Raw genomic sequence first — 22,332 nt, forward strand, 5'->3', positions numbered from 1 at the left:
CGGAAAGGCGGGGAGGGCCATTCCGCGCAAGCTTAAGCTGCGCGCTTCGGCCGCCTAACGCCTTTCAGTCGAACCGACGCGCTTTTGTGCTGCGCGGCGGCTTGCCACTTAAGATCAGACAGCTCCGAGCCGCGGTGATGAGTCTTCACCACGACGTCACGGACACTGAAAGCCTCTCGCAGGATCTCAATGCACTTCTCCGGTTCGGCATCCCCACACATGAAGACGTCGAGAGCCGCATAGTCGGCCTCGGGCCAGCTGTGGATGGAGATGTGACTCTCCGCAAGAACGGCAACGCCCGACACGCCACCATTGGGCGTGAAGTGATGCAGGTGAAGGTTCAGCAGGGTTGCACCCGCTGCCTTCGCGCACCGCTTCAGCGTTGCCTCGATGTGCTTGAGATCGTCGAGCCGTCGAGCACCGAACAGGTCCACGATGAGGTGGGTTCCTGCGAAGCGCTTCCCGTTTCGCTCGACGAAGAAGTCTTTCCTGTCGTCATGCGCAACCTGCGCATGGTCTTCGTGCGCTACAGGCGCAGCTACACGACGATCTTCCTCTTGGGCGGTGCTTGAACGAGTCAAGTCCATCCCCAATTGGAAGAGGGTGTCATTAAAGGCCATATGACCCTCCCCAACCAGCAGATAGAGGTGACCCGTCCGCTCCTTACCTTGGGGGTTCTGGAAAACCTCGACCTTAAGGGCAGGTGGACGAACGGAGAGGGGTCATATGAGGCCAACCCCCCCCCTACGCAAGAAGAATTTTGCCCCTGCGGGCAAAATTTTTCGTCGCGCATCCGCGTAGCGGTTTTGCAGGGGCTCTCTGCAGGCTGCGACGAGTTGAACGCGCGCCCTCTCGCGCTGCCGTCTCACTTCTTTCCGAACAGCCCATCGAGGAGCTTTTGCGCCTTTGATGGCCCGCCATCCTCGCTCTTTCCGAACAGATCTTTGACGACTTCGCCTGCGTTCTTTCCCTTGAGCTGCTTGCCGATTTGCTTCACCGCATCGACCGTGCCTTGGCTGTTCAGCGCGCCGGCGATGTCTGGTTGGAACTTTGGCTGCTGCCACGAGCCGGTGATGTGCACCGGCACCTCGATGCCCGCAGCGTCCTTCTCGCCACCATCGCCCTTCAGGTTGGCGACGAGCTTCGGCTTCACGGTGTAGTCGAGCGAACGCTGCGGCAGGTCGACGGAGCCCGCGCCCGTCGCATGCAGGTGCGGGCTGTCGAGCTTCAGGTCGCTGTTGCTGGCGATGCCATTGGCGATCGCAAAGCTTCCGGTCATCGACCGGAATGTCGTCCGCTTCGTGCGGTCGTAATTGAAATCCGGGATGCCGCCCTCCGACAGCTCATCAAGAGCACCGCCCAGATCGAAGCCCATCACCGCGCCGTTGTTGACCGCAACGCGCGAGGAACCATTGAGCGAGTTGACGATCGCAGCTTCGTTCGCCCCGCGCCCACTCACCTTCCACGACACGTCCGCCGTCCCATCGAGCCAGTCGACTTTGGCGGAATCCCGCAACAGCCTGCCGGCATTGACGCCTGTCAGCGAGATGTCTGAAGTGAACGCCGCCTCGCTCTGGGTCGCGTCCAGCGTCACCTGCCCTTTGCCGAGGCCGTTGTAGAGGCGCAGCTCGGCCAGATCGATGCGCGCCACCTGATCTTTGAGGTCGACAGTCGCCCGCGCCGTATCGATCTTGGTGCGCCCATAGGTGATGTCGACGAGTTGCAGCCGGGCATCGGCATCGACGAGCCCGAGCGCCTTGATGTCGATCGGCTCCGAACTCCACGGCCCTGCCGCGCGCTGTGTATAGCCTTTGACCCGCGGCCCCGGCTGCGGCTGGTTCAGCAGGTCGTCAATCGACTGCGGCTCCTCCGCCGGCGCTGGCGCATCGAGCGACAGCGGCGTCGGAGCCGGTACGGAGCGCCCCTGACCGGCGGTAGCGCGCAGGTCGGCACCGAGCGGCAGCGCCGCCACGTCGAGCCCGCTGATCCTGAGATCGGCCCCCACGTGCGGACGCGCACCCTGGCGCTCCTCGAAGCTGACCGCGCCGGCAGCCGCCGTGCGCCCGGCCTTCAGGTCGATGTTCGTCAGCTCCACTGTGCGGGCCGTCGCATTGAGCACGGCCGACAACGACACCGCTCCGGCACCGGCCTCGGGCGACACTGGCGTGCCCCACCACTGCGCGAGCGCCGACAGTGAAGGCGAATCCGCCTTCAGCATTCCCCCCGCTTGGTCACCGCCGATCGTGCCGTCATAGCCGAACGACAGCGGCGTTCCCGAAACGTCGAGCACGAGCTTGGCCGAACGCCGCGCCGCAAGCTCGGCAGGCGTCGCAAGTGTGCTCTTGAATCTGAAGGTTTCGCCATCTGCGAGGAAATCGCCGCTGCCGACCAGCGGCTGATCGAGCCCCGGCAGAGAGAAGCGCGCGTTGATGCCGTCGAAGTGGCCCCACGCGCCATTCCGCTCGTCGTTGTAGCGCACCGCGCCGTTGATGATCGAAATGTCGTCGAGCGACACAGCCGCCAGCTCGCGTGGCGCCGCATGGGCCGATGGCGCGATCAGCTCTCGCGCACCACTCAGCCAGCCACCAGTCTCGCCACCGCCGGCAAAGCGGAATGGCATCGCCGCGCTAGCCATCTCCCAGTTTCTGCGCCCATCGGCATCGACGCGCAGAGAGAACACCGGTTCGTTCAGCACCAGGCGGTCGACGACGATCTCCTGCCGCAGGAGCGGCATCAGCTTGACGCCGACGTCGAAGCTTTCGGCTTTCAGCAGCGGCGCTCCGCCCATGCCGGGAGGCGCAGACAGCGACACGCCGTTGAGCCGCAGCCCTAGTGACGGGAAGAACGTGAACGAGGCCGGCCCCGCGATCGTCAGATCTCGTCCAGTCTCCGACTTCACCCGAGCAATGATCTCGCGGCGGATGAAATCGGTCGGCGCCGACATGACGAGCACAGTCGCGCCGAACACGCCGAGTGCCAGCACCGCAACGCCGCCATAGAGCAGCACTGAGCGCACCCACGACGAGCCCCGCGGCGGCGGTGCCGGCGGTCTGCGCTCGCCCTGAAACCCATATGGCAGGTTGGCCCCATAGCGCTGATCACCCAGCGTCTGGCGACGCGGCGGCGGCTGCGTTCCCCTGGCCGGCGGCCTCGAGTTGTTCATGAAAGCCTCGATTGGCTCCTGTTTTCGTCGATTGGCCCTAAGCACCTCGACGCGCGAACCTACAGCAAACCCCGGAAAATGGCCGATTGTGGTGCACTGCAGAAGCCGCGACACCGGTTCACTTGCTTAATTTCTTGGCAACCATGCCGAATCGGTTGGCAATAAGTGTCCAGAAGGGAACAGTTTTGCGACCGAAACCCTATATGATCGCCTATGGCTCTGACAGCCATGTGACGCTGACCACGCGCCGAGATGCGTAAAATGCTGCGGCGCAGCGGAGGGCACGAAGGATGCACTACTACGCCTATGAACTGGCTCACACGGTTCTCTCACCGCTCCGCGTCGGCGTGAGCGGTCTGCGTAGCATGCTCGACATGCCCTTCAATCCCTTTGCCATGACTCCGTACGGCCGACACCTCGCGGCAGCTTGCGAGCTCTTCGAGAATGTCACCCGCCGCTATGGTAAGCCTGAGTTTGGCCTTAAGACGACACGCGTCGGCGGCGTCGAGGTCGACGTGCACGAACGCATCGTCGCAGCGACGCCATTCTGTAGCCTCGTCCACTTCAAGCGCGACGAGAACGCGCTGACCGGCATCCGCCACGATCCCAAGGTGCTCATCGTCGCTCCCATGTCGGGCCATTACGCGACGCTTCTGCGCGGCACGGTCAAGGCGATGCTGCCCGACCACGAGGTCTACATCACCGATTGGTCCGATGCGCGCGACATCCCGCTCGCCATGGGTCGCTTCGACCTTGACGACTTTATCGACCACATCATCCAGTTCACGCGCGTGCTCGGACCCGACACGCATGTTATGGGCGTTTGCCAGCCGACTGTCGCGGTGCTCGCTGCTGTCGCGCACATGGCCGCCACCGACGATCCATGCCAGCCGGCATCGATGATCCTCATGGGCGGCCCGATCGACACGCGCCGCAATCCCACCGCCGTCAACAAGCTTGCCGAAAGCCGCTCGCTCTCCTGGTTCGAGAACAACGTCATCTCCACCGTTCCGCTGCCGCACGCCGGATTCATGCGCCCCGTTTACCCGGGCTTCATGCAGCTCACCGGCTTCATGACGATGAACCTCGAACGCCACATGAATGCGCACGTCGACCTGTTCAAGAACCTCGTCAAAGGCGACTGCGATAGCGTCAAGCAGCACCAGGACTTCTATGACGAATATCTCGCGGTCATGGACCTGACCGCCGAGTTCTATCTGCAGACCGTGAAGACGGTATTCCAGGATCATGCGCTGCCAAACGGCACGATGACCCACCATGGTGTGCGCGTCGATTGCTCGGAGATTCGCGACACCGCCCTCATGACCATCGAGGGCGAGCGCGACGACATTACCGGCATCGGCCAGACGCAGGCCGCTCACGACCTGTGCTCCAACATTCCTGACGATCTGAAGGTTCATTACATGCAGGAAGGCGTCGGCCACTACGGCGTCTTCAACGGCACGCGCTGGCGCACTGAGATTCAGCCGCGCATTCGCGAGTTCATTCGCGCTGTCGAATACGAGCGCGGCGATCTCCCGACCGGACGCACCGCGCGCCGCATGCATCACCCGGCCGTAGCCGTCTCGCCGGTCTGACGATCGCGTGGACGCGACGATGATCCGCCGGGCAGCAATCGCCGGAATAATGGCGTCGATCTTCGCCAGCCCGGCGAGCGCCGAAGTCTGGATGGTCAAAAGCCCCAACGTCATCGCCTGCCAGCACAGCCAGACGCTGATCGACCTCGATGCTGCGCCCGCCTCTCATCACAAAACCGCAGGCATGCCAGCCGGCTGCATCACCCTCTACTCCGGCGAACGGCTGTTGGAGCAGCCCCGGCTCGCACAAGGCTTCAGCAAGTATCTCGAGGTGGAGCGCGAGGATGGCGCGATCTGGTTTGTGCGTAGCGCCGACGTTGTTGCTGATCCTGGGATCGGCAGCGTCGACGCAGATCGTTGAGCACCTCTAAACCTGGAAGCCGTCAGTTGAGCGCTTGGCTTAGGGCGTGGTTAGCGCCTCTCTGCCAGTCTCCCCACCATAACGGAGGAGACGCCTGATGGGACGTCCACTGATTGGACTATTTCTGACGACCCTGCTGGCGCCCTTGGCCGCACACGCGGAAGATCTTGAGATCGCCTTCAACGATCACTGCCGGGAATGTCATTCGTTCGTGAAGGACGACAATCGCATCGGCCCCTCGCTCTATGGCGTCGTAGGCCGCAAGGCGGGAACAGAGCCGGGCTTCAGCTACAGCATGTCGATGAAGGATTCCGGCATCACCTGGACGCCAACGGTGCTCGATCAATGGATCGCTAATCCGGGAGCCGTTGTGCCCGGCAACGCGATGAGCCCGCCCTTCAACGGGATCTCCGATCCGGAAACGCGCAAGCGCATCATCGCTTTCCTGTCATCGATCTCCCCGCAGCACTAAACTTCAATCGACGCTCTAGCCGCCAAGCCACCTCCCGGCCTACGCCCGTTTGGCGTAGAGAGAATGCAAGCGCGTTCCACGTTCCCACCAGCTTCGTCGCCGAAGGCGACCAGGGCGCAAAGCGCCCCGCGCCAATGGCGCGGCCATCAACTCGCGCGCCCTTCCCGCAAGACAATCGCTCATCAACGCGAGTGACGCGCAAAAAAAAAAAGGCGGCCCAGTCGGACCGCCGTCACCGTTCCTTCAGTGCAGAAATCGACTTAGATGATGTCGATCTCGGCCGGCATGTAGGAGGTGACCTCGAGGCCAACTTCCTGCTCGCGAACGGCCGGCTTGCTCCAAACCTTCATCTTGTTTCCTCCTCAACGGCCGGACGACCTATTCATCAGGCCTGTGCGAATTATCTAGGCAACCGCGTCGATACGCGCCAATCGCGTTTTCTTGTGCCAGATATAAGCCGCCCTGATACGGTTATAATGTTGCGTCGGCTTTAGTGCGCTGCTTCCCAATTATCAGCGGCTTTTGCGTCGACATGGATCGGCACCTTGAGCTTCACCACCGGTAGCGCCGCGCCTTCCATCACCCTCTTCACGATTGCGAGAGCGCTCGGCACCTCGGCTTCCGCCACTTCGAACACGAGTTCGTCGTGCACCTGCAAGAGCATTCGCGTCGACCGGAGTCCAGCCTCTTCCAGTGCCTCGGGCATTCGGATCATCGCCCGGCGGATGATGTCGGCGGCCGAGCCCTGGATCGGCGCGTTGATCGCCGCGCGCTCGAGGAACCCGCGCATCGATGGGTTGCGCGTATTGATTTCGGGGTAATGGATGCGCCGCCCGAAGATTGTCTCCACGAAGCCGCGTTCGTGCGCCACGCGCTTGGTCTCGTCCATGTACGCGCGAATACCCGGAAACCGCTCGAAATAGGTGGCGATGTAAGCCGCCGCCTCCTCGCGCGCGATGCCCAGCTGGTTGGCGAGCCCGAACGCCGAGATGCCATAGATGATGCCGAAGTTGATCGCCTTCGCGCGCCGCCGCACCTCGCTCGGCATCCCCTCCACCGGCACCCCGAACATCTCCGATGCCGTCATGGCATGAATGTCGAGCCCGTCGTCGAACGCCTTCTTGAGCTGCGGGATATCGGCGATGTGCGCCAGCACGCGCAATTCGATCTGGCTGTAGTCGGCCGAGATCAGCTGCTTGCCCGGCTCGGCGATGAACGCCGTGCGGATTTCGCGCCCCTCCTTCGTGCGGATGGGGATGTTCTGCAGGTTCGGCTCCGACGAGGCGAGCCGCCCTGTCGTGGTCGCGCCTAGAGCATAGCTCGTGTGGATGCGTCCCGTGCCGCCGTGCACGTAGCTGGGCAGCGCGTCCGTATAGGTCGAGCGCAGCTTCGTCAGCTGCCGCCACTCCAGCATGGTGTTGATCAGCCGCCGCGCATCATCCGGCAGATCTTCGTTCGCGGCGAGATCATCGAGCAGCCCCGCACGCGTCTCCCATTGTCCGCTCTTGGTGCGCTTGCCGCCCGGAAGCTGCAGCCGGTCGAACAGCAGCTCGCCGAGCTGCCGCGGCGATCCGAGGTTGAACTTGTGCCCGACAAGCCCGTTCACTTCCTCCTCCAGCCGCGCCACGCCCTGCGCGAACGTCGAGGACAGCCGCGAAAGAATGCCGCCATCGACGCGGATGCCTGCGCGCTCCATTTCCGCGATCACCGGAATGAGCGGCCGCTCCAGCGTTTCATAGACGGTTGCGACGCGCTCAGCCGCAAGCCGCGGCTTCAGCAGCATCCACAGCCGCAACGTGACGTCGGCATCCTCGGCCGCATACTCCGTCGCCTTGTCGAGCGGCGCCTGCGCGAACGTGCGCTCCGACTTTTTCTTCCCCGGCACATGCGCGATCACCTGATCGAAGGTTATGCACGTATGCCCAAGGTGCTTCATGGCCAGATCGTCCATGCCGTGCGAGCCGCGCCCCGCATCGAGCGCGTACGACATCAGCATCGTGTCATCGACCGGCGCGACATTGATCCCGTGCTGCGCCAGCACATTGAGGTCGAACTTGATGTTCTGCCCGATCTTCAGGATCGAAGGGTCTTCCAGCAGCGGCTTCAGCAGCACCAGCGCATCGACCACCGGAATCTGCTGGATGCCGTCATGACTGCCGAAGTCGAAGGCATCCGACGCCGCGCGATGGCCGAGCGGCACGTAGCACGCTTCACCCGGCGCCAACGCCATCGAGAAACCGACCAGCTCAGCCACCATCGGATCGAGCGACGTGGTCTCGGTGTCGAATGAGACATGCCCGGCATCGTATGCTTTGCCGATCCACGCTTCGAGCCGCTCGCGCGTCGTTACGGTTTCATACTTTGAGCGATCGAATGGCGCCCGCGCCCGCTGCGCGACTTCGGCCAAGCCTGCCACTGGCGATTCAGCTATCGCCTCCCCGCTGGCTGCGGCAGCCGGCCCGGCGCTAGCTTTCCGTCCCTTCGTCGGCACCGTCGAGCCGACCGACACGGCAACCGGTGCTGGCGCCTCGACGCCCAGCGCCTCGGCAATGCGCCGCGTCAGCGTGTTGAACTCCATGAGCTGCAGGAAGCCCAGCAGCGTCTCCGGCTGCGGATCTTGAACGCCCAGCGCGTCGGCGCCGATTAGCCCCGGCACATCCTGTTTCAATCGCACCAGCTCGCGCGAGACCCGGGCCTGGTCCGCAAACTCGATCAGCTTCTCGCGCCGCTTCGGCTGCTTGATCTCGCCTGCGCGCTCCAGCAGGGAATCGAGGTCGCCGTATTCGTTGATCAGCTCTGCCGCCGTCTTGATGCCGATCCCCGGCACGCCCGGCACGTTGTCAGTCGAATCGCCTGCCAGCGACTGCACGTCGACAACCTTCTCCGGCGGCACGCCGAACTTCTCCATCACCTCATCGCGCCCGAGCTTTTTCGACTTCATCGCGTCGAACATCACGACGCCGGGTTGCACCAGCTGCATCAGGTCTTTGTCGGACGAGACGATCGTCACGTCGCCGCCCGCCTCGACCACCTCGCGGGCGTACGTGGCGATGAGGTCGTCCGCCTCGTAGCCTTCCAGCTCCAGGCAAGCGACGTTGAACGCCTTCACCGCGTCGCGAATGAGCGGAAACTGCGGGATGAGCTCGTCCGGCGGCGGGGGCCGGTTCGCCTTGTATTGATCATAGATCGCGTTCCGATAGTTCTCGCGCGAGGCATCGAAGATCACCGCAAGATGCGTCGGCGCCTCCGAAGCCTTGGTTTCACGCAGCAGCTTCCACAGCATCGCGCAGAACCCATGCACCGCCCCGACCGGCAGCCCGTCCGACGGGCGCGTCAGCGGCGGCAAGGCATGGAAGGCGCGGAAGATGTAGCCCGACCCGTCGATCAGATAGACATGACTGCCCTTGATGATGGGCGTCGCCTCTCCATCGGGCACGGTCGACGTCGAAGCCGTTTTGGCTTTGCTCTTGGTATCGCTCATGGATTGGGTTCTGGTCCTGCCTGAAGCCGGACTATAGGGGCTCGTGGCCGGCCGGTCAGCACACCGGCACCAGTCATATGGGGATTGAGACACCAGGATAAAGCGCTTCCGCGCACGCCTCGGGCATCCCCCGCGATACCTCGCGCCGCATTTGCCCGAACCGGATGAATAGGCTATCTAGCGCCTTCAAGCACCCGTAGCTCAGCTGGATAGAGCGCTGCCCTCCGAAGGCAGAGGCCAGGGGTTCGAATCCCTTCGGGTGCGCCAATGCGGTCCTCTGGGCCGCGCCAGTTTAGCACGCTTCAAATCATCCTCTGGGCGGAAGTCGAGCGAAGCGTCCGCCTACAAGCAACAGGCGAATAACGGAGATCGCGCGACTGCGTCGTCGTCGCGATCCGCCTTGAAGCGGGCAGGTACCCCGGATGTCGATCAGCGGTTCTGACCGGCTGCTCTGATGGTGTCCTGAAGGGCACTCCGGTGGGCGGGGCCCGCAAATCCAAGAAGCACCGTGGAGATTGCGCCGCACACTTTACGGTGCAGCTCAGCATCGTCAATTTCGCCAGCAATCCAGAACGAGAGGCAGCCGCGGATAGTAAAGGCAATTTGCTCGGCGAGGGATGCCTCAGCGGTGCTGCGGCTTGAAGGCGCGATGCCATCGAACTTGCCCAGGGCCTCCGCCCACAGAGCTCGGGAACGCTTGTGCACTGCGCTGGTACCGGTGTTAGGAGCGCTGAGCGAGCCGACGACGGTGCGATAGACCTTCGGCTGCTCCAGCAAAAGCGTAACCGCAATCTGGGCCATAGCCAGAACGCGATCGATTGCGTTGCCGGAAGGGGCATCGGTTCTGAACCGATCGGACATGCGGTCGATTATCCGCGCCGAGAGCGCCTGCATAATCGCGTTCTTGCTGCCGAAATGATTGAACGGTGTCGCGAAACCGACGCCAGCCTCCAGCGCTAAGGCCCGCATCGAAAAATCTCCCGCATCGTCCCGCGCCAGCAGCCGTTCGGCGGCATCGAGGACAACATCTCTGACGAGTTGCCGGTTGCGCTCGCGCAGGGAAGGGACGGTATCCGTCATGCGGTCCCTAGTGCTATTGACCACCAAATCGAAATATCTATATCATGATATAGATCATAGAGCATGATATGTAAATGCTGATAGAGGCACAGGAGTCGCAGCATGGCGCAGTCCCCAAAGACCTTCTTGATAACGGGCATAAGCTCCGGCCTCGGCGCGGCATTTGCCGACGCCGCTCTGGCGGCGGGACACCGCGTCGTGGGAACACTACGCAGCGCGGAAAAGGCCGCAGACTTCGAGGCGAAAGCGCCCGGCCGCGCCCACGCGTTGCTGCTCGACGTCACGGACTACGCTGCCATCCCTGCTGCACTGGCCGAAGCGGAGCGCCTGGGCGGTCCCATCGAAGTTCTAGTGAACAATGCCGGTTATGGTCATGAGGGCGCATTGGAAGAGTCGTCTATGGACGACCTCATCCGGCAGTTCGCTGCCAACGTCTTCGGCGCGGTCGCGATGATGAAAGCTGTATTACCAGGAATGCGGCAGCGCCGTTCCGGCCGCATCATCAATGTCACCTCGATGGGCGGATTCATCACGTTGCCGGGCATCTCCTATTACTGCGGCAGCAAGTTCGCCCTCGAAGGCATCTCTGAAGCACTCGGCAAGGAGGTGAAACCGTTCGGCATCCATGTGACTGCACTCGCACCGGGCCAATTCCGAACCGATTGGGCCGGGCGGTCTATGGATCGCACGCCGCGAAGCATCCCCGATTACGATGCGGTGATCGACCCGATCCGCGCAGCACGGCAGGTCAAGAGCGGCAAACAGCCTGGTGACCCAGCGAAGGCGGCGCAGGCGCTGCTCAAGTTGATCGCGTCCGATGATCCGCCAGCCCGGCTCTATTTGGGCGACGATGCGCTGGATCTCGTTGGGAAGAAATTGGATCAGATGAAGGCAGAGATCACCGCCTGGGAAGCCGTCTCGCGCGCGACGAACTTTGGATAACGGCAGGCGATCGGGGCAGTCATTGCGAACAGGAAAGGAGACGGCTTCTTCCCATTGTCGGCCCGGCAATATACTATGGTTCCAGCTCCAAGGCCTCGGCACACTCTGTCAATTGAGCCTCAAAGTCTTCCAGAGCGGCAAGCAAAGAGTTCGAACTTTCTCCACTTGGATGCGCCATTCGGACCTTTGAATGCCGCCTGCCGGCCGAGTGACCATTTCGCGGCAGATCGCCGCCGCCGACAGCCCGCCCCTGGGGACTCCGACAACACCAGTCGACCGTGATCACCGACGGCCTGGCATCTTTTGCTCCAAGTTGGCTCGGTTTTAGCCGGCTCTCGAGAGCCCGATGCACTACTTGCCTGCACGAAACTATTCTAGAAAGTAGGCGTTCTCCTCGCTTTAGAGCCTCGTGTCTCATGCCGAAATTTCGCTTCGCACCGTCCGGGGCTGGGATGGCCCAGCGCGTCCGCGAGTTCGACTGGAGCTCCACAGCTTTAGGCGATGTCGACACATGGCCATCCGAGCTGAAGTCGGCCGTCGGCTACTTGCTGGATTGCAAATTCCCAAGCGCGATCGTGTGGGGCCCGGGCCTGACCACAATTTATAACGACGCCTTCCTGCCGATCCTCGGTGACAAGCCAAGTACGCTCGGAAAGTCCTTCGCCGAGATTTGGCACGAGGCATGGCCGAAAATCGGTTCGATGGTCGAGCAGGCGTACGCGGGCGAAGCAGTCTTCGTCGAAAACTTCCCTCTCGTCGTTGAGCGCTATGACCGGCCCGAACAGGCCTATTTCACGTTCTGCTATTCGCCACTTCGAATGGCCGACGGATCGATTGGCGGAATGATGGACACTGTCGTCGAGACGACGCAAACAGTGGACGCCCACGCCCATAGAAAGTTACTGAGCGAAGAACTCACTCACCGATTGAAGAACACTATTTCAGTAGTGCAAGCGATCGCTAGGCAAACCCTGAAACCGGCGGTCGATCGAGAGACGCTGGACACGTTCGAAAACCGGCTGAACGCCCTGGGGCTGGCGCACGAGGCCTTGACGAACGGCGGCTGGACTAAAGCGTCGGTGAAATCGATTGCCGAAACGGCCTTGTCTCTCATTTCAGACCGCAGCAAAATTGATCTGCAAACCTGTAACGTCGAGGTGGGCCCCAAGACGGCTCTCTCCTTATCGCTATTGCTGCACGAGCTTGCCACCAACGCCGAAAAGTACGGGGCGCTATCGCAGGACTCCGGACGGGTGAAAGTCCGCTTTGAGGTCCATAGCGGCTCGCTCATTTTGCATTGGACAGAGAGCGGTGGCCCCACTGTCAAACAGCCCGCCAGCAAAGGCTTCGGCTCACGCATCATAAATATGGGCCTAGGCGGCAAGGTCGATTGCGATTTTCGTCCGGAAGGCCTTGTGCTCCGCGCCGAAGCGCCGCTGTCTCAGGTGCAACGGAGCTGAGCGATTGCCGCGCACGTGCCCACGCCGCGCCGCCAATTATCGCCCTTAAGCCCGCGCCCTGAACAACTCGACCGCGTCCTCTTCATACCTGTTGAGCGCGGCTTCGATGCGGCTGAAGCCTTGCCGGCGCACGCCAGCGCGTCGCGTCACGATGGCAGGCGTCCGTTTCACCCAGGCAACCAGTGGTCAAAGCAAGCCAGCTAGCCCCGAATTTTTCGGTTGAATAATTCAACGATCATTGTATTCATGAGTAATGAACACAAAGCAAGCCGTCACATCTCTGGCAGCGCTCGCGCATGAGCAGCGCCTTGGCATCTTCCGCCGCTTGGTGCGGCAGGGCCCGAACGGCCTTGCAGCTTACGAGATCGCGGAAGCCATCGGCGCGACGCCGACAGCAACCTCGTTCCACCTGAAGGAGTTGGATCGCTCTGGTCTGCTGCACGCTAGTCGGCATGGCCGATACGTGCGCTACGCGGTCAACGTCGAAGGCATGCGCAAACTGCTCGAATATCTGACCGAAGACTGTTGCCAGGGTCAGCCCGAGCTGTGCGGCACGACATTCAAAAAAGGAAAGTCACTCTGTTCGAGTAAGGGAGGCAAACCATGACCCAGCAACCGCTCAATGTGCTCTTTCTCTGCACGCATAATTCCGCCCGATCCATCATCGCCGAAACTGTCATGAACCGGCTAGGAGCGGGAAAATTCAAGGCCTACAGCGCCGGCAGCCAGCCAACCGGACGCGTCCATCCCTACGCCGTCGAACTGTTGCAGCAGCTCGGCTACGACACGTCGGGCCTACGCTCCAAATCCTGGGAAGAGTTCAGCGCACCCGGCGCACCGCAGCTCGATTTCGTATTCACCGTCTGCGACAACGCCGCTAACGAGACGTGCCCCTTTTGGCCCGGCCAACCCGTCAGCGCGCATTGGGGCCTCCCCGATCCATCCGCGGCAGAAGGTACGGAAACCGAGAAGCGTCTGGCCTTCGCCGATACGCACAGAATGCTCTATCAACGCATCGGCATTTTCGTGAACCTTCCGTTGCAGTCTCTCGACAAGCTTTCGCTACAGCAGCGCCTGGACGACATCGGCCGCGTGCAGATGACGACCGAGACGGAGAAGGCGTAATGACCTCGGTGGCTTCTCACGTTCCGCAGGACAAACCTGCCATGTCGACGTTCGAGCGCTATCTCACTGTCTGGGTGGCACTCTGCATTGTTCTGGGCATTGCGCTCGGGCACTTCTTTCCGGCCTTCTTCCAAGCAGTCGGATCAGCCGAGATCGCCAGGGTCAACCTGCCGGTCGCGGTGCTGATCTGGCTGATGATCATCCCCATGTTGGCGAAGATCGATTTCGCCGCACTCGGCAAAGTGCGCGAGCATTGGCGCGGCATCGGCGTGACACTCTTCATCAACTGGGCGATCAAGCCATTTTCCATGGCGTTGCTCGGCTGGCTGTTCATCGGCTGGCTGTTTCGCCCCTATCTGCCAGCCGATCAGATCGACAGCTACATCGCGGGGCTAATTCTCCTGGCTGCTGCGCCGTGCACGGCCATGGTCTTCGTGTGGAGCAACCTCTCCAACGGCGAGCCACACTTCACGCTCAGCCAGGTGGCACTCAATGACGTGATCATGGTGTTCGCCTTCGCGCCGCTGGTCGGTCTGCTGCTCGGATTGTCAGCCATCACCGTCCCCTGGGAGACGCTGGTGCTGTCGGTGCTGCTCTACATCGTCGTGCCCGTGATCGTCGCCCAGCTCATCCGCCGCAACGTACTCTCGGCCGGTGGTGAGCCGGCACTTGGTACCCTCCTCGGGCGGCTGCAGCCCCTGTCCCTCCTGGCGCTGCTAACGACGCTGATCTTGCTCTTCGGCTTCCAGGGCGAACAGATCCTCAATCAGCCGCTCATCATCGCCATGCTGGCAGTCCCGATCCTCATCCAGGTCTATTTCAACTCCGGACTGGCCTACCTGCTCAACCGGGCGGCAGGCGAAGCGCATTGCGTCGCCGCCCCATCGGCCCTTATAGGTGCCAGCAACTTCTTCGAACTGGCGGTCGCAGCTGCAATAAGCCTCTTCGGCTTCCACTCCGGGGCTGCTCTCGCCACGGTCGTTGGTGTTCTGATCGAGGTTCCGGTGATGCTGTCGGTGGTGAAGATCGTCAATGCATCGCGCGGCTGGTACGAGGCAGGCGGTGCCGTACGTGGGCGAATCCAAGCAAAGGTGCGTGTCTAGAATGGCCGTGACGATCTACCATAACCGTGCCTGTGGCACCTCGCGCAACACGCTGGCCATAATCCGTCAGAGCGGCGAGGAACCGCGCGTCATCGAATACCTGAAGAACCCTCCCTCGCGTGATGAACTGGTCAAGCTTCTTGCAGCGATGAGAGTTCGGCCGCGCGCGATCCTGCGCGAGAAAGGCACACCCTACGGCGAACTCGGCCTCGCGAACGACAAGTGGACCGATGATGAGCTGATCGACTTCATGATGCAGCACCCGATCCTGATCAATCGTCCCATTGTCGTGACGCCGCTTGGTGTGCGGCTATGCCGGCCATCGGAGGTGGTGCTCGACATTCTGCCCAACGCCGACATCGGGTCGTTCACAAAGGAGGATGGCGAGATCGTCCCGGCGAGAGGAAGCAAATAATCGATGAGCAAAAATGCCGCCGACGGCATCAACGATCTGCCTAACGTCGTTGGTGCGGAATTTCGCGTACCGCACATCAGCCCGCCCGCGGCCGTTTCGACGCATAAGCCGCGCATTCTGCTGCTCTACGGATCGCTGCGCGCCCGCTCCTACAGCCGTTTCCTCACATTGGAGGCCGAGCGCCTGCTGCAGGCGATGGGCGCCGAGACCAGGATCTTCGACCCGAGCGGCCTGCCCTTGCCCGATGATGCTCCCGAAGATCATCCCAAGGTGCAAGAGCTGCGCGGCCTCGCCCTCTGGTCAGAGGGGCAGGTCTGGTGCTCGCCCGAACGCCACGGCGCCATGACCGCGATCATGAAGGCGCAGATCGACTGGATACCGCTCAACTCCGGCGCCGTCCGCCCGACCCAGGGCAAGACGCTCGCGGTGATGCAGGTGAGCGGCGGCTCTCAGTCCTTCAATGCCGTCAACCAGCTCCGCGTGCTGGGGCGCTGGATGCGCATGCTCACCATCCCCAACCAGTCATCCGTCGCGAAGGCGTTCCAGGAGTTCGACGACGCCGGCCGCATGAAGCCGTCCGCCTATTACGATCGCGTTGTCGACGTCATGGAAGAGCTGGTGAAGTTCACCCTGCTGACGCGCGATATCTCGCCCTATCTCACCGATCGCTACAGCGAGCGCGTAGAGTCAGCGGAACAGCTTTCCAAACGCGTCAACCTGTCCAAAGCCGCCGGTTCGTAGCTCCAGCCGCGCCTGCACAGGCCCCTACGGCAGCTTGATCTTCCGGCCGGTCATCTGCCGATAGACTGCTTCCACGGCGAACGACCCTGCGCCGATGCCAACCAGCGCGACCAGGGCCGCCGGTTGCTGCTGATAAGTGTAGTAGCCGAGGATCCCGAACATCACGAGGCAAATCAGCATCGACAGCCACACGATGAGGGCATTGGCGCCCGTCTCCTTCAGCAGCCGCAGATGTCCGCCGTTGACGGCAGCGTAGAGCAAGAGGAACGCAGCGCTACCCATCATGGCGATCCCCGACAGATCGAAGCACAGCATGACCACGAGCACGAGCCCCGCGGTCAGCAACAGGCCACCCGTCGCCTGCCGCCATTCGATCTGTGCCAAGCGCGCCGGCAGTTCACCGTCGCGCGCGATCATGTAGCAGACGTTCGCCGACCCGAAGAGCGTCGCGTTTATCGCCGACGCCGTCGAGAACAGCGCCGCAACGGCAATGAGGTGAAAGCCGATCTCGCCGAGAAACGGCTTTGCCGCCGCGGCCAGAGCGTAGTCCTTCGTGCGCTCGATTTCCGCGTTCGAAAGGTTGCCGGTCACCGTCACCGCCACCGCCAGATAAAGCAGGATGACGAGAATCACCGCGGTATAGAGCGCGCGCGGTAGCATTTTCTTCGGGTTGCGCATGTCGGCGGCCGTATTCGTGATGAGGCCGAAGCCCTCGTAGCCGATGAACAACACGCCCGCGCCGAACAGCACCGACTCGGCTCCCGGCCACAGCGTCGGCGAGAGATTGCCCGGCTTTACGAAGTAGAGCCCAACCGCCGCGAAAATGACGAGGATGGTCAGCTTGATGGCGACGATGATCGTCTCGCCGCGCCCCATCACCTTCGCACCCAGCGCATTGACGAACGTGACGACAAGCACCGAGCCGATCGCCAGAGACTTCAACAGCAGTGTCGACGGGGCGTCGGTGATGAATGTCGCTGCGTAGCTGCCGAACGCGGTCGCATAGAGCGCGAGAGAAATGATGTAGCCAGCCCACATGAAGATGTTGAGCCCGCCCGTGAACACGCTGTCCCCGTATCCCTTCACCAGGAAGCTCACGGCACCGCCCGCTGAAGGGTAGGTCGCCCCCAGCTTGGCATACGAGTAGGTAGACAGCAGTGCGACGACGCCACCGATGGCGAACGCGAGCCACATGGCATTGCCCGCAGCTTGCGCCACCACGCCGAGAATCGAGAAGATCCCCGCGCCCACCATGCCGCCGATACCGATCGATACCGCCGCGGTCATGCCGATCTGGCCGGCGCCCGATCGAGCCTTAGCCGCCTTGGCTTCAGCTGAACTGGCGGCGGATGGAAAGCTCAGAGAAAGGGCCATGGCTGCTCCCGGCGGCAATGAAGAAGGAGAGAGCAGCCTACGCACCATTACTCTCGTTAAGGTGAAAATGCCCTGGACCATGCGACAGAACCGCAGAATCAAATGTTTTCGGATTGAAATGCAGCGATGATCGCCGGACCGGCGCTTCCCAAAAACGAACAGTCCGTTATTGGAACATCAAGGCTATGGCGCATCACTTGCCCGATCCAGCGACTGAGCGCTTCCGACTTTGCCGTTGTTTAACTGCGGCCGCCGCTAACTCACACCAGCTTGGGGCCGATCCGGGAAGTCATTTCTTTCCGCGCGCATGAAGCCGATGATCGGCCCAGTCGCTTCGCCGCGACATGCAAATCCTGAAACACCTGGAGCTCTCGCGAGCTGGCTGATTGCGCATGAGCGCAACAGCGACTCGCCAGGCCCAGTCCCCAACTGCCGGCCGCGTCGCCGGCTGTGCATGTCGCCTGTGGAGTATCTGATGCGTATGGACGATCAAGCCAATCTGGTCTCGGAAGCGGACGCGATCGAAGTGAAGGCGTTCGACGATGTCGCTCAGCCGACGCCGGCCAGCGCTAAGAAGCCACGCAAATCCCGTAGCCGGGCGACGCCGATCCTCCATTTCTTGTCGACGCAGGAATTCGCCAGCCCGTTCGACGTGAATATGGCCGTTGATGCCGGCTTCAAGGTCGTTGTCCCGCACACCAACGCCCGTCTCGAGCACACAACCGGGCTCGTGCAGGATGCGATCTTCTCCCGCCCTGTCGAATACGGCGCCAAAACTGGCCTCTTCATCGGTGGCAAGGACGCGCTGCTCGCGCTCGATATGCTGGCGGCAGCCCACGCCGCACTTGTCCCGCCCTTCCGCTTGTCTGCTTTCGCCGACCCAGGTGGTTCGTTCACCACGGCTGCAGCCATGGTTGCGCTCGTTGAGGACCTCTATCGCACTCACGCGGGCCGCACGCTGAAGCACGCCAATGTTGCTGTGTTTGGCGCCACTGGCGTCGTCGGTTTCGCCGCATCGATCATCGCTGCTCAGTGCGGAGCGCGCGTCACCATGGCGTCGCACATTGGCGAAGAAGCGCTCAAGCCCTTCGTCGACGCCGGCCGTGAACGGTTCAGTGTTGAGCTCCACCCTGTTGCAGCAGCCCGCGACAGCGATAAAGCCAAGCTCGTCGCGCAGTCGGACATCGTTCTATGTGCTGCGGCCGCTGGCATCCGCGTGCTCACGACCGAACAGCTCGCGAAGTCTCGCCGTCTCGCTGTGGTCGCCGACGTCAATGCCGTGCCCCCGTCAGGCATCGAAGGCGTCGACCTGTTCGACAACGGCCGCCTTCTCGACGGCACGAGCATCGCGTCGGTGGGTCCACTCGCCATCGGCGATATCAAATACAAGACGCAGGCGGCAATGTTCCGCAGCATGCTGAAATCGCGCGAAGCGCTCATGCTCGATTTCACGCACGCGTTCGGAATGGCCCGCCGCCTCGTCAAAGCCCGTACAGAGAACGCCTGAAGATCACACGATAAATCCGCTTTTGTCCGTGTGCGGCCACCGCTTCGCCGCACACGGATCGTCGGCACCCGGCGTCGAAACCTTCCCATGACAACCTGCGACATATGGTGTGTTGCAGCTGTGCACCGAGCGGACCACCGCACCGGAGCCCGCATAGTTTCGCTTGACTCTGAGCCCATGTTCCGGCGCTCTATTCCCCGCGACGGTTTCGCTGCGTGCCTCGGTGCACAGCGATGAAAATGGGAACTCGGTGTGATGCCGTCAGGTATCGAAGCCGAGGCTGCTCCCGCAACTGTAAGCGGCAAGTTTCTTCCGCATATGCCACTGGCAGCCCGCGTTGGGCCGCCGGGAAGGTCGGAAAGAAACGCTTGAGCCGCGAGCCAGGAGACCTGCCGCCGCAAGTCGCCCATTCGCCATGCGGGATGCTTGGTGGAGCGGAAACCCGTAGCGGCGACTGATGTGCAACCGAAGGGGAGCTACGTCAGGCATGTCTTTCTACGGTGTCTATTCCCGGCACTAACCGAGTGAGACAGTAACCTCTGCACTGGCCGCAGCCATGCGCTGTGGCGAGAGCGCTATTGTTTCCGCGCGTAGTAGTAAGCGTTGTGTGGCGTCAGCTTTCCCGAGGCTCAGTTCAGCATAACGGGAGGCTAATTTGTATTTGCGTTTGTTGGCGGGGCGTTCATCCGCGTCATATTCTTCAGTTCTGGCCATCAGCTTGACGGCTGCATCGGTCGCCGCCATTGCCTGCGCGACCAGCGCTGTGGCTCAGTCGGCGGGATCCTCCGAGCTCCCCCCCCTCGAGGTGGAGACAACGGCCAAGAAAAAGCAGGTCAAGAGAAAGCAGACTTCCGAACCGCAGCCCGCGGTGACGAAGGATACCAGCGCCAGCGCTGATCCCGACGCCCCGGTCGTCTTCTCGGCCAACCGCACGCCGACCGACATCGGCAAGGTCGGCTCGTCTGTCTCCGTCATCACCGAGAAGGAAATCGACGGACAGTCGAAAACCTACCTGCAGGACTACCTGCAGCAGGTACCGGGCGTCTCCATCACCACAAACGGCGGTCCCGGTAAAACGACGACTTTCCGGCTGCGCGGCTTCAACCAGAACTACGTCAAGGTGCTCGTCGACGGCATGGACATCAGCGACCCCACCGGGCCGCAGACATCCGTTGCGTTCGAGAATCTGCTCGTTGGCGACGTTGCTCAGGTCGAGGTCTTGAAGGGGCCGCAGAGCACCCTCTACGGCGGTGATGCCGTCGCGGGTGTCATCTCCATCGATACCAAATCGGCAACCCGCCCCGGCCTTTTCCAAAGCGGCAGCGCCGAGTACGGCACTTACAATACCTCGCGTGGCGCTTACTCTGCCGGCTATGCCGACGCCAGCGGCAACAACGTCGCCTTCACCGTCCAGGGCGTGAACACGCAGGGCTTCTCTGCAGCGCGCCTCGGCACCGAGGATGACGCCTATCGCAACGGCACCATCTCCGGCCGCGGCGAATTCAAGGTTGCAGATGGCGTCACGGTATTCTTCGCCGGTCGAGCACAGGAAGCCCACAACGAGTACGACACATCGAGCGGCTACGACAATTACGACAACAGCGACACGTCCCTCCAAGCCGGTCGCGTCGGCACGAATATCTCGCTGTTCAACGGCGCGTTCGTGAATACCTTCGCCATTCAGGCGATGGAGGTCAGCCGCGACATGTATGGCAGCTGGCCCTCCTGGTACGACGGTGACCGCGTCAAAGGCGAATACCGGGGCGTCTTGAGCTTCAACAAGCAGCTCGCGCTCGTTGTCGGCACCGACTGGGAACAGACCGGCATCGAGACCGACTCCGTCGATCGCCACACCGTCGATGTCGTCAGCCCCTACGCGCAGCTCATCATCGAACCGATCGACGGCCTCGTCCTCACCGCCGGCGGCCGCATCGACGACCACAGCACCTACGGCCAATACGACACGCACCGGCTGACGGCCGCGTATGTTCTACCCGGCACGCAAACGCGCTTCCACGCCAGCTACGGCACCGGCTTCCGTGCGCCGAGCCTCTATGAGCTCTACTCCGCGTACGGCAACACAGCACTCTCCCCAGAAACGAGCGAAGGCTGGGACGCCGGCATAGAGCAGAGCTTCATGAACGGTCGCTTCAGCTTCGGCGCGACCTACTTCTCCATGGACCTCACCGATCGCATCGGCTTCGTCAGCTTGTCTACCGCTCCCTGGGGTCAGTACGCGCAAGTCTCCGGCGTTACCAAAACGGACGGCGTGGAGTTGACCGCCGTCGCACGGCTTACCGCCACCACCGCCTTGAACGCCGGCTACACTTATACCGACTCCGAAGAGCCTGATGGCTCACGCGTCACGCGCTTGCCGCGCCACAGTCTCGTGATGGGGGTCACCGCGCAGCCGATCGACAAGCTGACACTGAACGTAACCGGGCAGTACATCGCTGATGCGGTCGACAACAACCCATGGCCGCTCACCGGCAAGGGCAGCGTCGACGATTACTTCCTGCTCAGCGCCAAGGTCGGTTACGAGATCATGCCCGGCACCATCGCCTACGTTCGCGGCGAGAACCTGCTGGACGAGGATTACGTGACCTCGTTCAACTACAACAATCCAGGCGTCTCCGTGTTTGGCGGCGTGCAGTTCGCACTGCCGGCACACTGATCGCCTGCGAGGCCAAACGAGAACTCCCGTGCTCGTCTGACCGGCCCGCTGCCTGACCAGCAGCGGGCCTTTTCACGTCCGCGTTAGATGCGCGCCAAAGCGCGCTGTCGGGAATTTTTGCCCTGCAGTTTGCCACCACTGCCAGGGCCTGTTGTGCCAGCGTGCGGCCCAGAGGAAACCCTGGGAAACACAGAAATTACAAATGCGTAACATAGCCTTAGCATTATCCGTGCTGGCACTGACCAGCGCATCCGCCGCGGCCGATTGCACCTCGGAAGTCAACGACGCCTTTGCCAAACTGCGCAAGTCCGCCGCCTTCCGCATGGAGACCAAGATCGCCAACTCGGCCGGCACCCTCTCCATGAGCAACGACTATGTGCTGCCCAATCGCATGCATCAGTCGGTCACCATGGAAACTGGTGCACCCGGCAAGATGGAGATGATCCTCGTCGACGGAAAGGCTTGGAGCAATCAGGCCAATGCCGGCTGGGCTGAAGTCCCCGCTGACTTCGCAAACAAAATCGCCAAGCAGATGCAGGAGACGGTCGTCGACGCACCGAAGGACGAATCCAAATACGAATGCCTCGGCGACGTAACTTTGGACGGCAAGACCTACACCGGCTATCGCACCGTACGCGACCAGCAAAAGACCGACGGCAGCAACGGCACAGAGAAGGCCATCCAGACCGTCTACGTCGACAAGGATCTCGGCATCCCCGCGCGCAATATCGTGACGCTGGAGAAGGCCCCCGATAAGCGCATCTTCGACGGTACCTTCAGCCTGCAGGAAGGTCTGAAGATCGAGCCGCCGAAGCTTTGATCAAAAATCGCCTGAC

At 62.1% G+C, this 22,332-nt stretch carries 20 protein-coding genes, 1 tRNA gene and 1 riboswitch; of the genes, 14 read left to right on the plus strand and 7 right to left on the minus strand.

All coding sequences use genetic code 11. The features are described from left to right. Positions 1-32: 32 nt before the first annotated feature. Both speD and NDB2M4_RS01015 read right to left on the minus strand, forming a co-directional pair. Positions 33-620, minus strand: coding sequence for an adenosylmethionine decarboxylase (gene speD / locus NDB2M4_RS01010; RefSeq protein WP_072369129.1), 588 nt, complete (start codon positions 618-620; stop codon positions 33-35). Positions 621-865: 245 nt separating this feature from the next. After that, positions 866-3,163: an AsmA family protein gene (locus NDB2M4_RS01015; protein ID WP_072369130.1), complete on the minus strand. Its 2,298-nt coding sequence runs from the start codon at positions 3,161-3,163 to the stop codon at positions 866-868. A 290-nt stretch (positions 3,164-3,453) separates the two neighbouring features. On the opposite strand from NDB2M4_RS01015, the gene phaZ reads away from it, so the two are divergent. The 3 genes from phaZ (at position 3,454) to NDB2M4_RS01030 (ending at position 5,594) form a co-directional block, all read left to right on the plus strand. Next, positions 3,454-4,761 carry a polyhydroxyalkanoate depolymerase gene (phaZ, locus tag NDB2M4_RS01020; RefSeq protein WP_072369131.1) on the plus strand — a complete coding sequence of 436 codons (1,308 nt, stop codon included), beginning with the start codon at positions 3,454-3,456 and terminating at the stop codon, positions 4,759-4,761. Positions 4,762-4,780: 19 nt separating this feature from the next. Continuing rightward, the gene (locus NDB2M4_RS01025; protein WP_139247040.1) at positions 4,781-5,122 is read left to right on the plus strand and encodes a hypothetical protein; all 342 of its coding nucleotides are present in this window, start codon (positions 4,781-4,783) and stop codon (positions 5,120-5,122) included. 97 nt (positions 5,123-5,219) lie between these two features. Further along, positions 5,220-5,594 carry a c-type cytochrome gene (locus NDB2M4_RS01030; RefSeq protein WP_072369133.1) on the plus strand — a complete coding sequence of 125 codons (375 nt, stop codon included), beginning with the start codon at positions 5,220-5,222 and terminating at the stop codon, positions 5,592-5,594. Between the two features lie 260 nt (positions 5,595-5,854). Here the strand turns inward: NDB2M4_RS01030 and pqqA are convergent, their stop codons facing one another. Further along, entirely contained in the window at positions 5,855-5,944 is a 90-nt protein-coding gene (gene pqqA, locus NDB2M4_RS01035; protein ID WP_068459738.1) for a pyrroloquinoline quinone precursor peptide PqqA, read from the minus strand. A 140-nt stretch (positions 5,945-6,084) separates the two neighbouring features. Beyond that, complete coding sequence (polA, locus tag NDB2M4_RS01040) at positions 6,085-9,075, minus strand: DNA polymerase I (RefSeq protein ID WP_083555589.1); 2,991 nt, start codon at positions 9,073-9,075, stop codon at positions 6,085-6,087. A gap of 190 nt (positions 9,076-9,265) precedes the next feature. On the opposite strand from polA, the gene NDB2M4_RS01045 reads away from it, so the two are divergent. Then, positions 9,266-9,342, plus strand: a tRNA-Arg gene (locus NDB2M4_RS01045). 162 nt (positions 9,343-9,504) lie between these two features. On the opposite strand, the gene NDB2M4_RS01050 is transcribed toward NDB2M4_RS01045, so the two are convergent. Next, the gene (locus NDB2M4_RS01050) at positions 9,505-10,155 is read right to left on the minus strand and encodes a TetR/AcrR family transcriptional regulator (protein ID WP_072369134.1); all 651 of its coding nucleotides are present in this window, start codon (positions 10,153-10,155) and stop codon (positions 9,505-9,507) included. A 102-nt stretch (positions 10,156-10,257) separates the two neighbouring features. Between NDB2M4_RS01050 and NDB2M4_RS01055 the strand changes: the two genes are divergently transcribed. The 7 genes from NDB2M4_RS01055 to arsH all read left to right on the plus strand — a co-directional run bounded on the left by NDB2M4_RS01055 (position 10,258) and on the right by arsH (position 15,941). Beyond that, complete coding sequence (locus tag NDB2M4_RS01055; protein ID WP_072369135.1) at positions 10,258-11,097, plus strand: oxidoreductase; 840 nt, start codon at positions 10,258-10,260, stop codon at positions 11,095-11,097. A gap of 452 nt (positions 11,098-11,549) precedes the next feature. Beyond that, positions 11,550-12,557: a sensor histidine kinase gene (locus NDB2M4_RS01060; protein ID WP_171987994.1), complete on the plus strand. Its 1,008-nt coding sequence runs from the start codon at positions 11,550-11,552 to the stop codon at positions 12,555-12,557. A gap of 253 nt (positions 12,558-12,810) precedes the next feature. Continuing rightward, complete coding sequence (locus NDB2M4_RS01065) at positions 12,811-13,164, plus strand: ArsR/SmtB family transcription factor (protein WP_072369137.1); 354 nt, start codon at positions 12,811-12,813, stop codon at positions 13,162-13,164. Next, positions 13,161-13,682 carry an arsenate reductase ArsC gene (locus NDB2M4_RS01070; protein ID WP_072369138.1) on the plus strand — a complete coding sequence of 174 codons (522 nt, stop codon included), beginning with the start codon at positions 13,161-13,163 and terminating at the stop codon, positions 13,680-13,682. Before NDB2M4_RS01065 ends, NDB2M4_RS01070 begins: the two co-directional genes overlap by 4 nt. Positions 13,683-13,723: 41 nt before the next feature. Continuing rightward, positions 13,724-14,785 (plus strand): ACR3 family arsenite efflux transporter, encoded by a 1,062-nt coding sequence (arsB, locus tag NDB2M4_RS01075; protein WP_072371561.1) that lies wholly within the window; start codon positions 13,724-13,726, stop codon positions 14,783-14,785. Between the two features lies 1 nt (position 14,786). Then, positions 14,787-15,200, plus strand: coding sequence for an arsenate reductase (glutaredoxin) (gene arsC, locus NDB2M4_RS01080; RefSeq protein WP_072369139.1), 414 nt, complete (start codon positions 14,787-14,789; stop codon positions 15,198-15,200). Between the two features lie 3 nt (positions 15,201-15,203). Further along, positions 15,204-15,941: an arsenical resistance protein ArsH gene (arsH, locus tag NDB2M4_RS01085; protein ID WP_072369140.1), complete on the plus strand. Its 738-nt coding sequence runs from the start codon at positions 15,204-15,206 to the stop codon at positions 15,939-15,941. 24 nt (positions 15,942-15,965) lie between these two features. Here the strand turns inward: arsH and NDB2M4_RS01090 are convergent, their stop codons facing one another. Next, a complete protein-coding gene (locus NDB2M4_RS01090; protein ID WP_083555592.1) occupies positions 15,966-17,315 on the minus strand; it encodes an APC family permease in 1,350 nt (449 codons plus the stop codon). A 475-nt stretch (positions 17,316-17,790) separates the two neighbouring features. Between NDB2M4_RS01090 and NDB2M4_RS01095 the strand changes: the two genes are divergently transcribed. Continuing rightward, positions 17,791-18,822, plus strand: a complete 1,032-nt coding sequence (locus NDB2M4_RS01095) for a methylenetetrahydromethanopterin dehydrogenase (protein WP_244536016.1) — start codon at positions 17,791-17,793, stop codon at positions 18,820-18,822. 186 nt (positions 18,823-19,008) lie between these two features. Then, positions 19,009-19,234: riboswitch (cobalamin riboswitch) on the plus strand. Between the two features lie 104 nt (positions 19,235-19,338). Here NDB2M4_RS01095 and NDB2M4_RS19890 read toward each other — a convergent pair. Continuing rightward, positions 19,339-19,566 (minus strand): hypothetical protein, encoded by a 228-nt coding sequence (locus NDB2M4_RS19890; protein ID WP_139247041.1) that lies wholly within the window; start codon positions 19,564-19,566, stop codon positions 19,339-19,341. 124 nt (positions 19,567-19,690) lie between these two features. On the opposite strand from NDB2M4_RS19890, the gene NDB2M4_RS01100 reads away from it, so the two are divergent. After that, positions 19,691-21,496 (plus strand): TonB-dependent receptor plug domain-containing protein, encoded by a 1,806-nt coding sequence (locus tag NDB2M4_RS01100; protein ID WP_072371570.1) that lies wholly within the window; start codon positions 19,691-19,693, stop codon positions 21,494-21,496. A 202-nt stretch (positions 21,497-21,698) separates the two neighbouring features. Further along, entirely contained in the window at positions 21,699-22,316 is a 618-nt protein-coding gene (locus NDB2M4_RS01105; protein WP_072369141.1) for a hypothetical protein, read from the plus strand. Positions 22,317-22,332 lie beyond the last annotated feature (16 nt).

It is taken from the genome of Hyphomicrobium sp. NDB2Meth4 (genome assembly GCF_900117445.1).
Classification (GTDB): domain Bacteria; phylum Pseudomonadota; class Alphaproteobacteria; order Rhizobiales; family Hyphomicrobiaceae; genus Hyphomicrobium_A.

Bases quoted from the DNA above. Each gene is read 5' to 3' on its own strand.
- phaZ (WP_072369131.1), top strand. From the start codon at position 3,454: ATGCACTACTACGCCTATGAACTGGCTCACACGGTTCTCTCACCGCTC.
- polA (WP_083555589.1), bottom strand. From the start codon at position 9,075: ATGAGCGATACCAAGAGCAAAGCCAAAACGGCTTCGACGTCGACCGTG.
- NDB2M4_RS01055 (WP_072369135.1), top strand. From the start codon at position 10,258: ATGGCGCAGTCCCCAAAGACCTTCTTGATAACGGGCATAAGCTCCGGC.
- arsC (WP_072369139.1), top strand. From the start codon at position 14,787: ATGGCCGTGACGATCTACCATAACCGTGCCTGTGGCACCTCGCGCAAC.
- arsH (WP_072369140.1), top strand. From the start codon at position 15,204: ATGAGCAAAAATGCCGCCGACGGCATCAACGATCTGCCTAACGTCGTT.
- NDB2M4_RS01105 (WP_072369141.1), top strand. From the start codon at position 21,699: ATGCGTAACATAGCCTTAGCATTATCCGTGCTGGCACTGACCAGCGCA.
- NDB2M4_RS19890 (WP_139247041.1), bottom strand. From the start codon at position 19,566: ATGGCGGCGACCGATGCAGCCGTCAAGCTGATGGCCAGAACTGAAGAA.
- NDB2M4_RS01090 (WP_083555592.1), bottom strand. From the start codon at position 17,315: ATGGCCCTTTCTCTGAGCTTTCCATCCGCCGCCAGTTCAGCTGAAGCC.
- pqqA (WP_068459738.1), bottom strand. From the start codon at position 5,944: ATGAAGGTTTGGAGCAAGCCGGCCGTTCGCGAGCAGGAAGTTGGCCTC.
- NDB2M4_RS01070 (WP_072369138.1), top strand. From the start codon at position 13,161: ATGACCCAGCAACCGCTCAATGTGCTCTTTCTCTGCACGCATAATTCC.
- speD (WP_072369129.1), bottom strand. From the start codon at position 620: ATGGCCTTTAATGACACCCTCTTCCAATTGGGGATGGACTTGACTCGT.
- arsB (WP_072371561.1), top strand. From the start codon at position 13,724: ATGTCGACGTTCGAGCGCTATCTCACTGTCTGGGTGGCACTCTGCATT.
- NDB2M4_RS01095 (WP_244536016.1), top strand. From the start codon at position 17,791: ATGCGTATGGACGATCAAGCCAATCTGGTCTCGGAAGCGGACGCGATC.
- NDB2M4_RS01050 (WP_072369134.1), bottom strand. From the start codon at position 10,155: ATGACGGATACCGTCCCTTCCCTGCGCGAGCGCAACCGGCAACTCGTC.
- NDB2M4_RS01015 (WP_072369130.1), bottom strand. From the start codon at position 3,163: ATGAACAACTCGAGGCCGCCGGCCAGGGGAACGCAGCCGCCGCCGCGT.
- NDB2M4_RS01030 (WP_072369133.1), top strand. From the start codon at position 5,220: ATGGGACGTCCACTGATTGGACTATTTCTGACGACCCTGCTGGCGCCC.
- NDB2M4_RS01025 (WP_139247040.1), top strand. From the start codon at position 4,781: ATGATCCGCCGGGCAGCAATCGCCGGAATAATGGCGTCGATCTTCGCC.
- NDB2M4_RS01065 (WP_072369137.1), top strand. From the start codon at position 12,811: ATGAACACAAAGCAAGCCGTCACATCTCTGGCAGCGCTCGCGCATGAG.
- NDB2M4_RS01060 (WP_171987994.1), top strand. From the start codon at position 11,550: ATGGCCCAGCGCGTCCGCGAGTTCGACTGGAGCTCCACAGCTTTAGGC.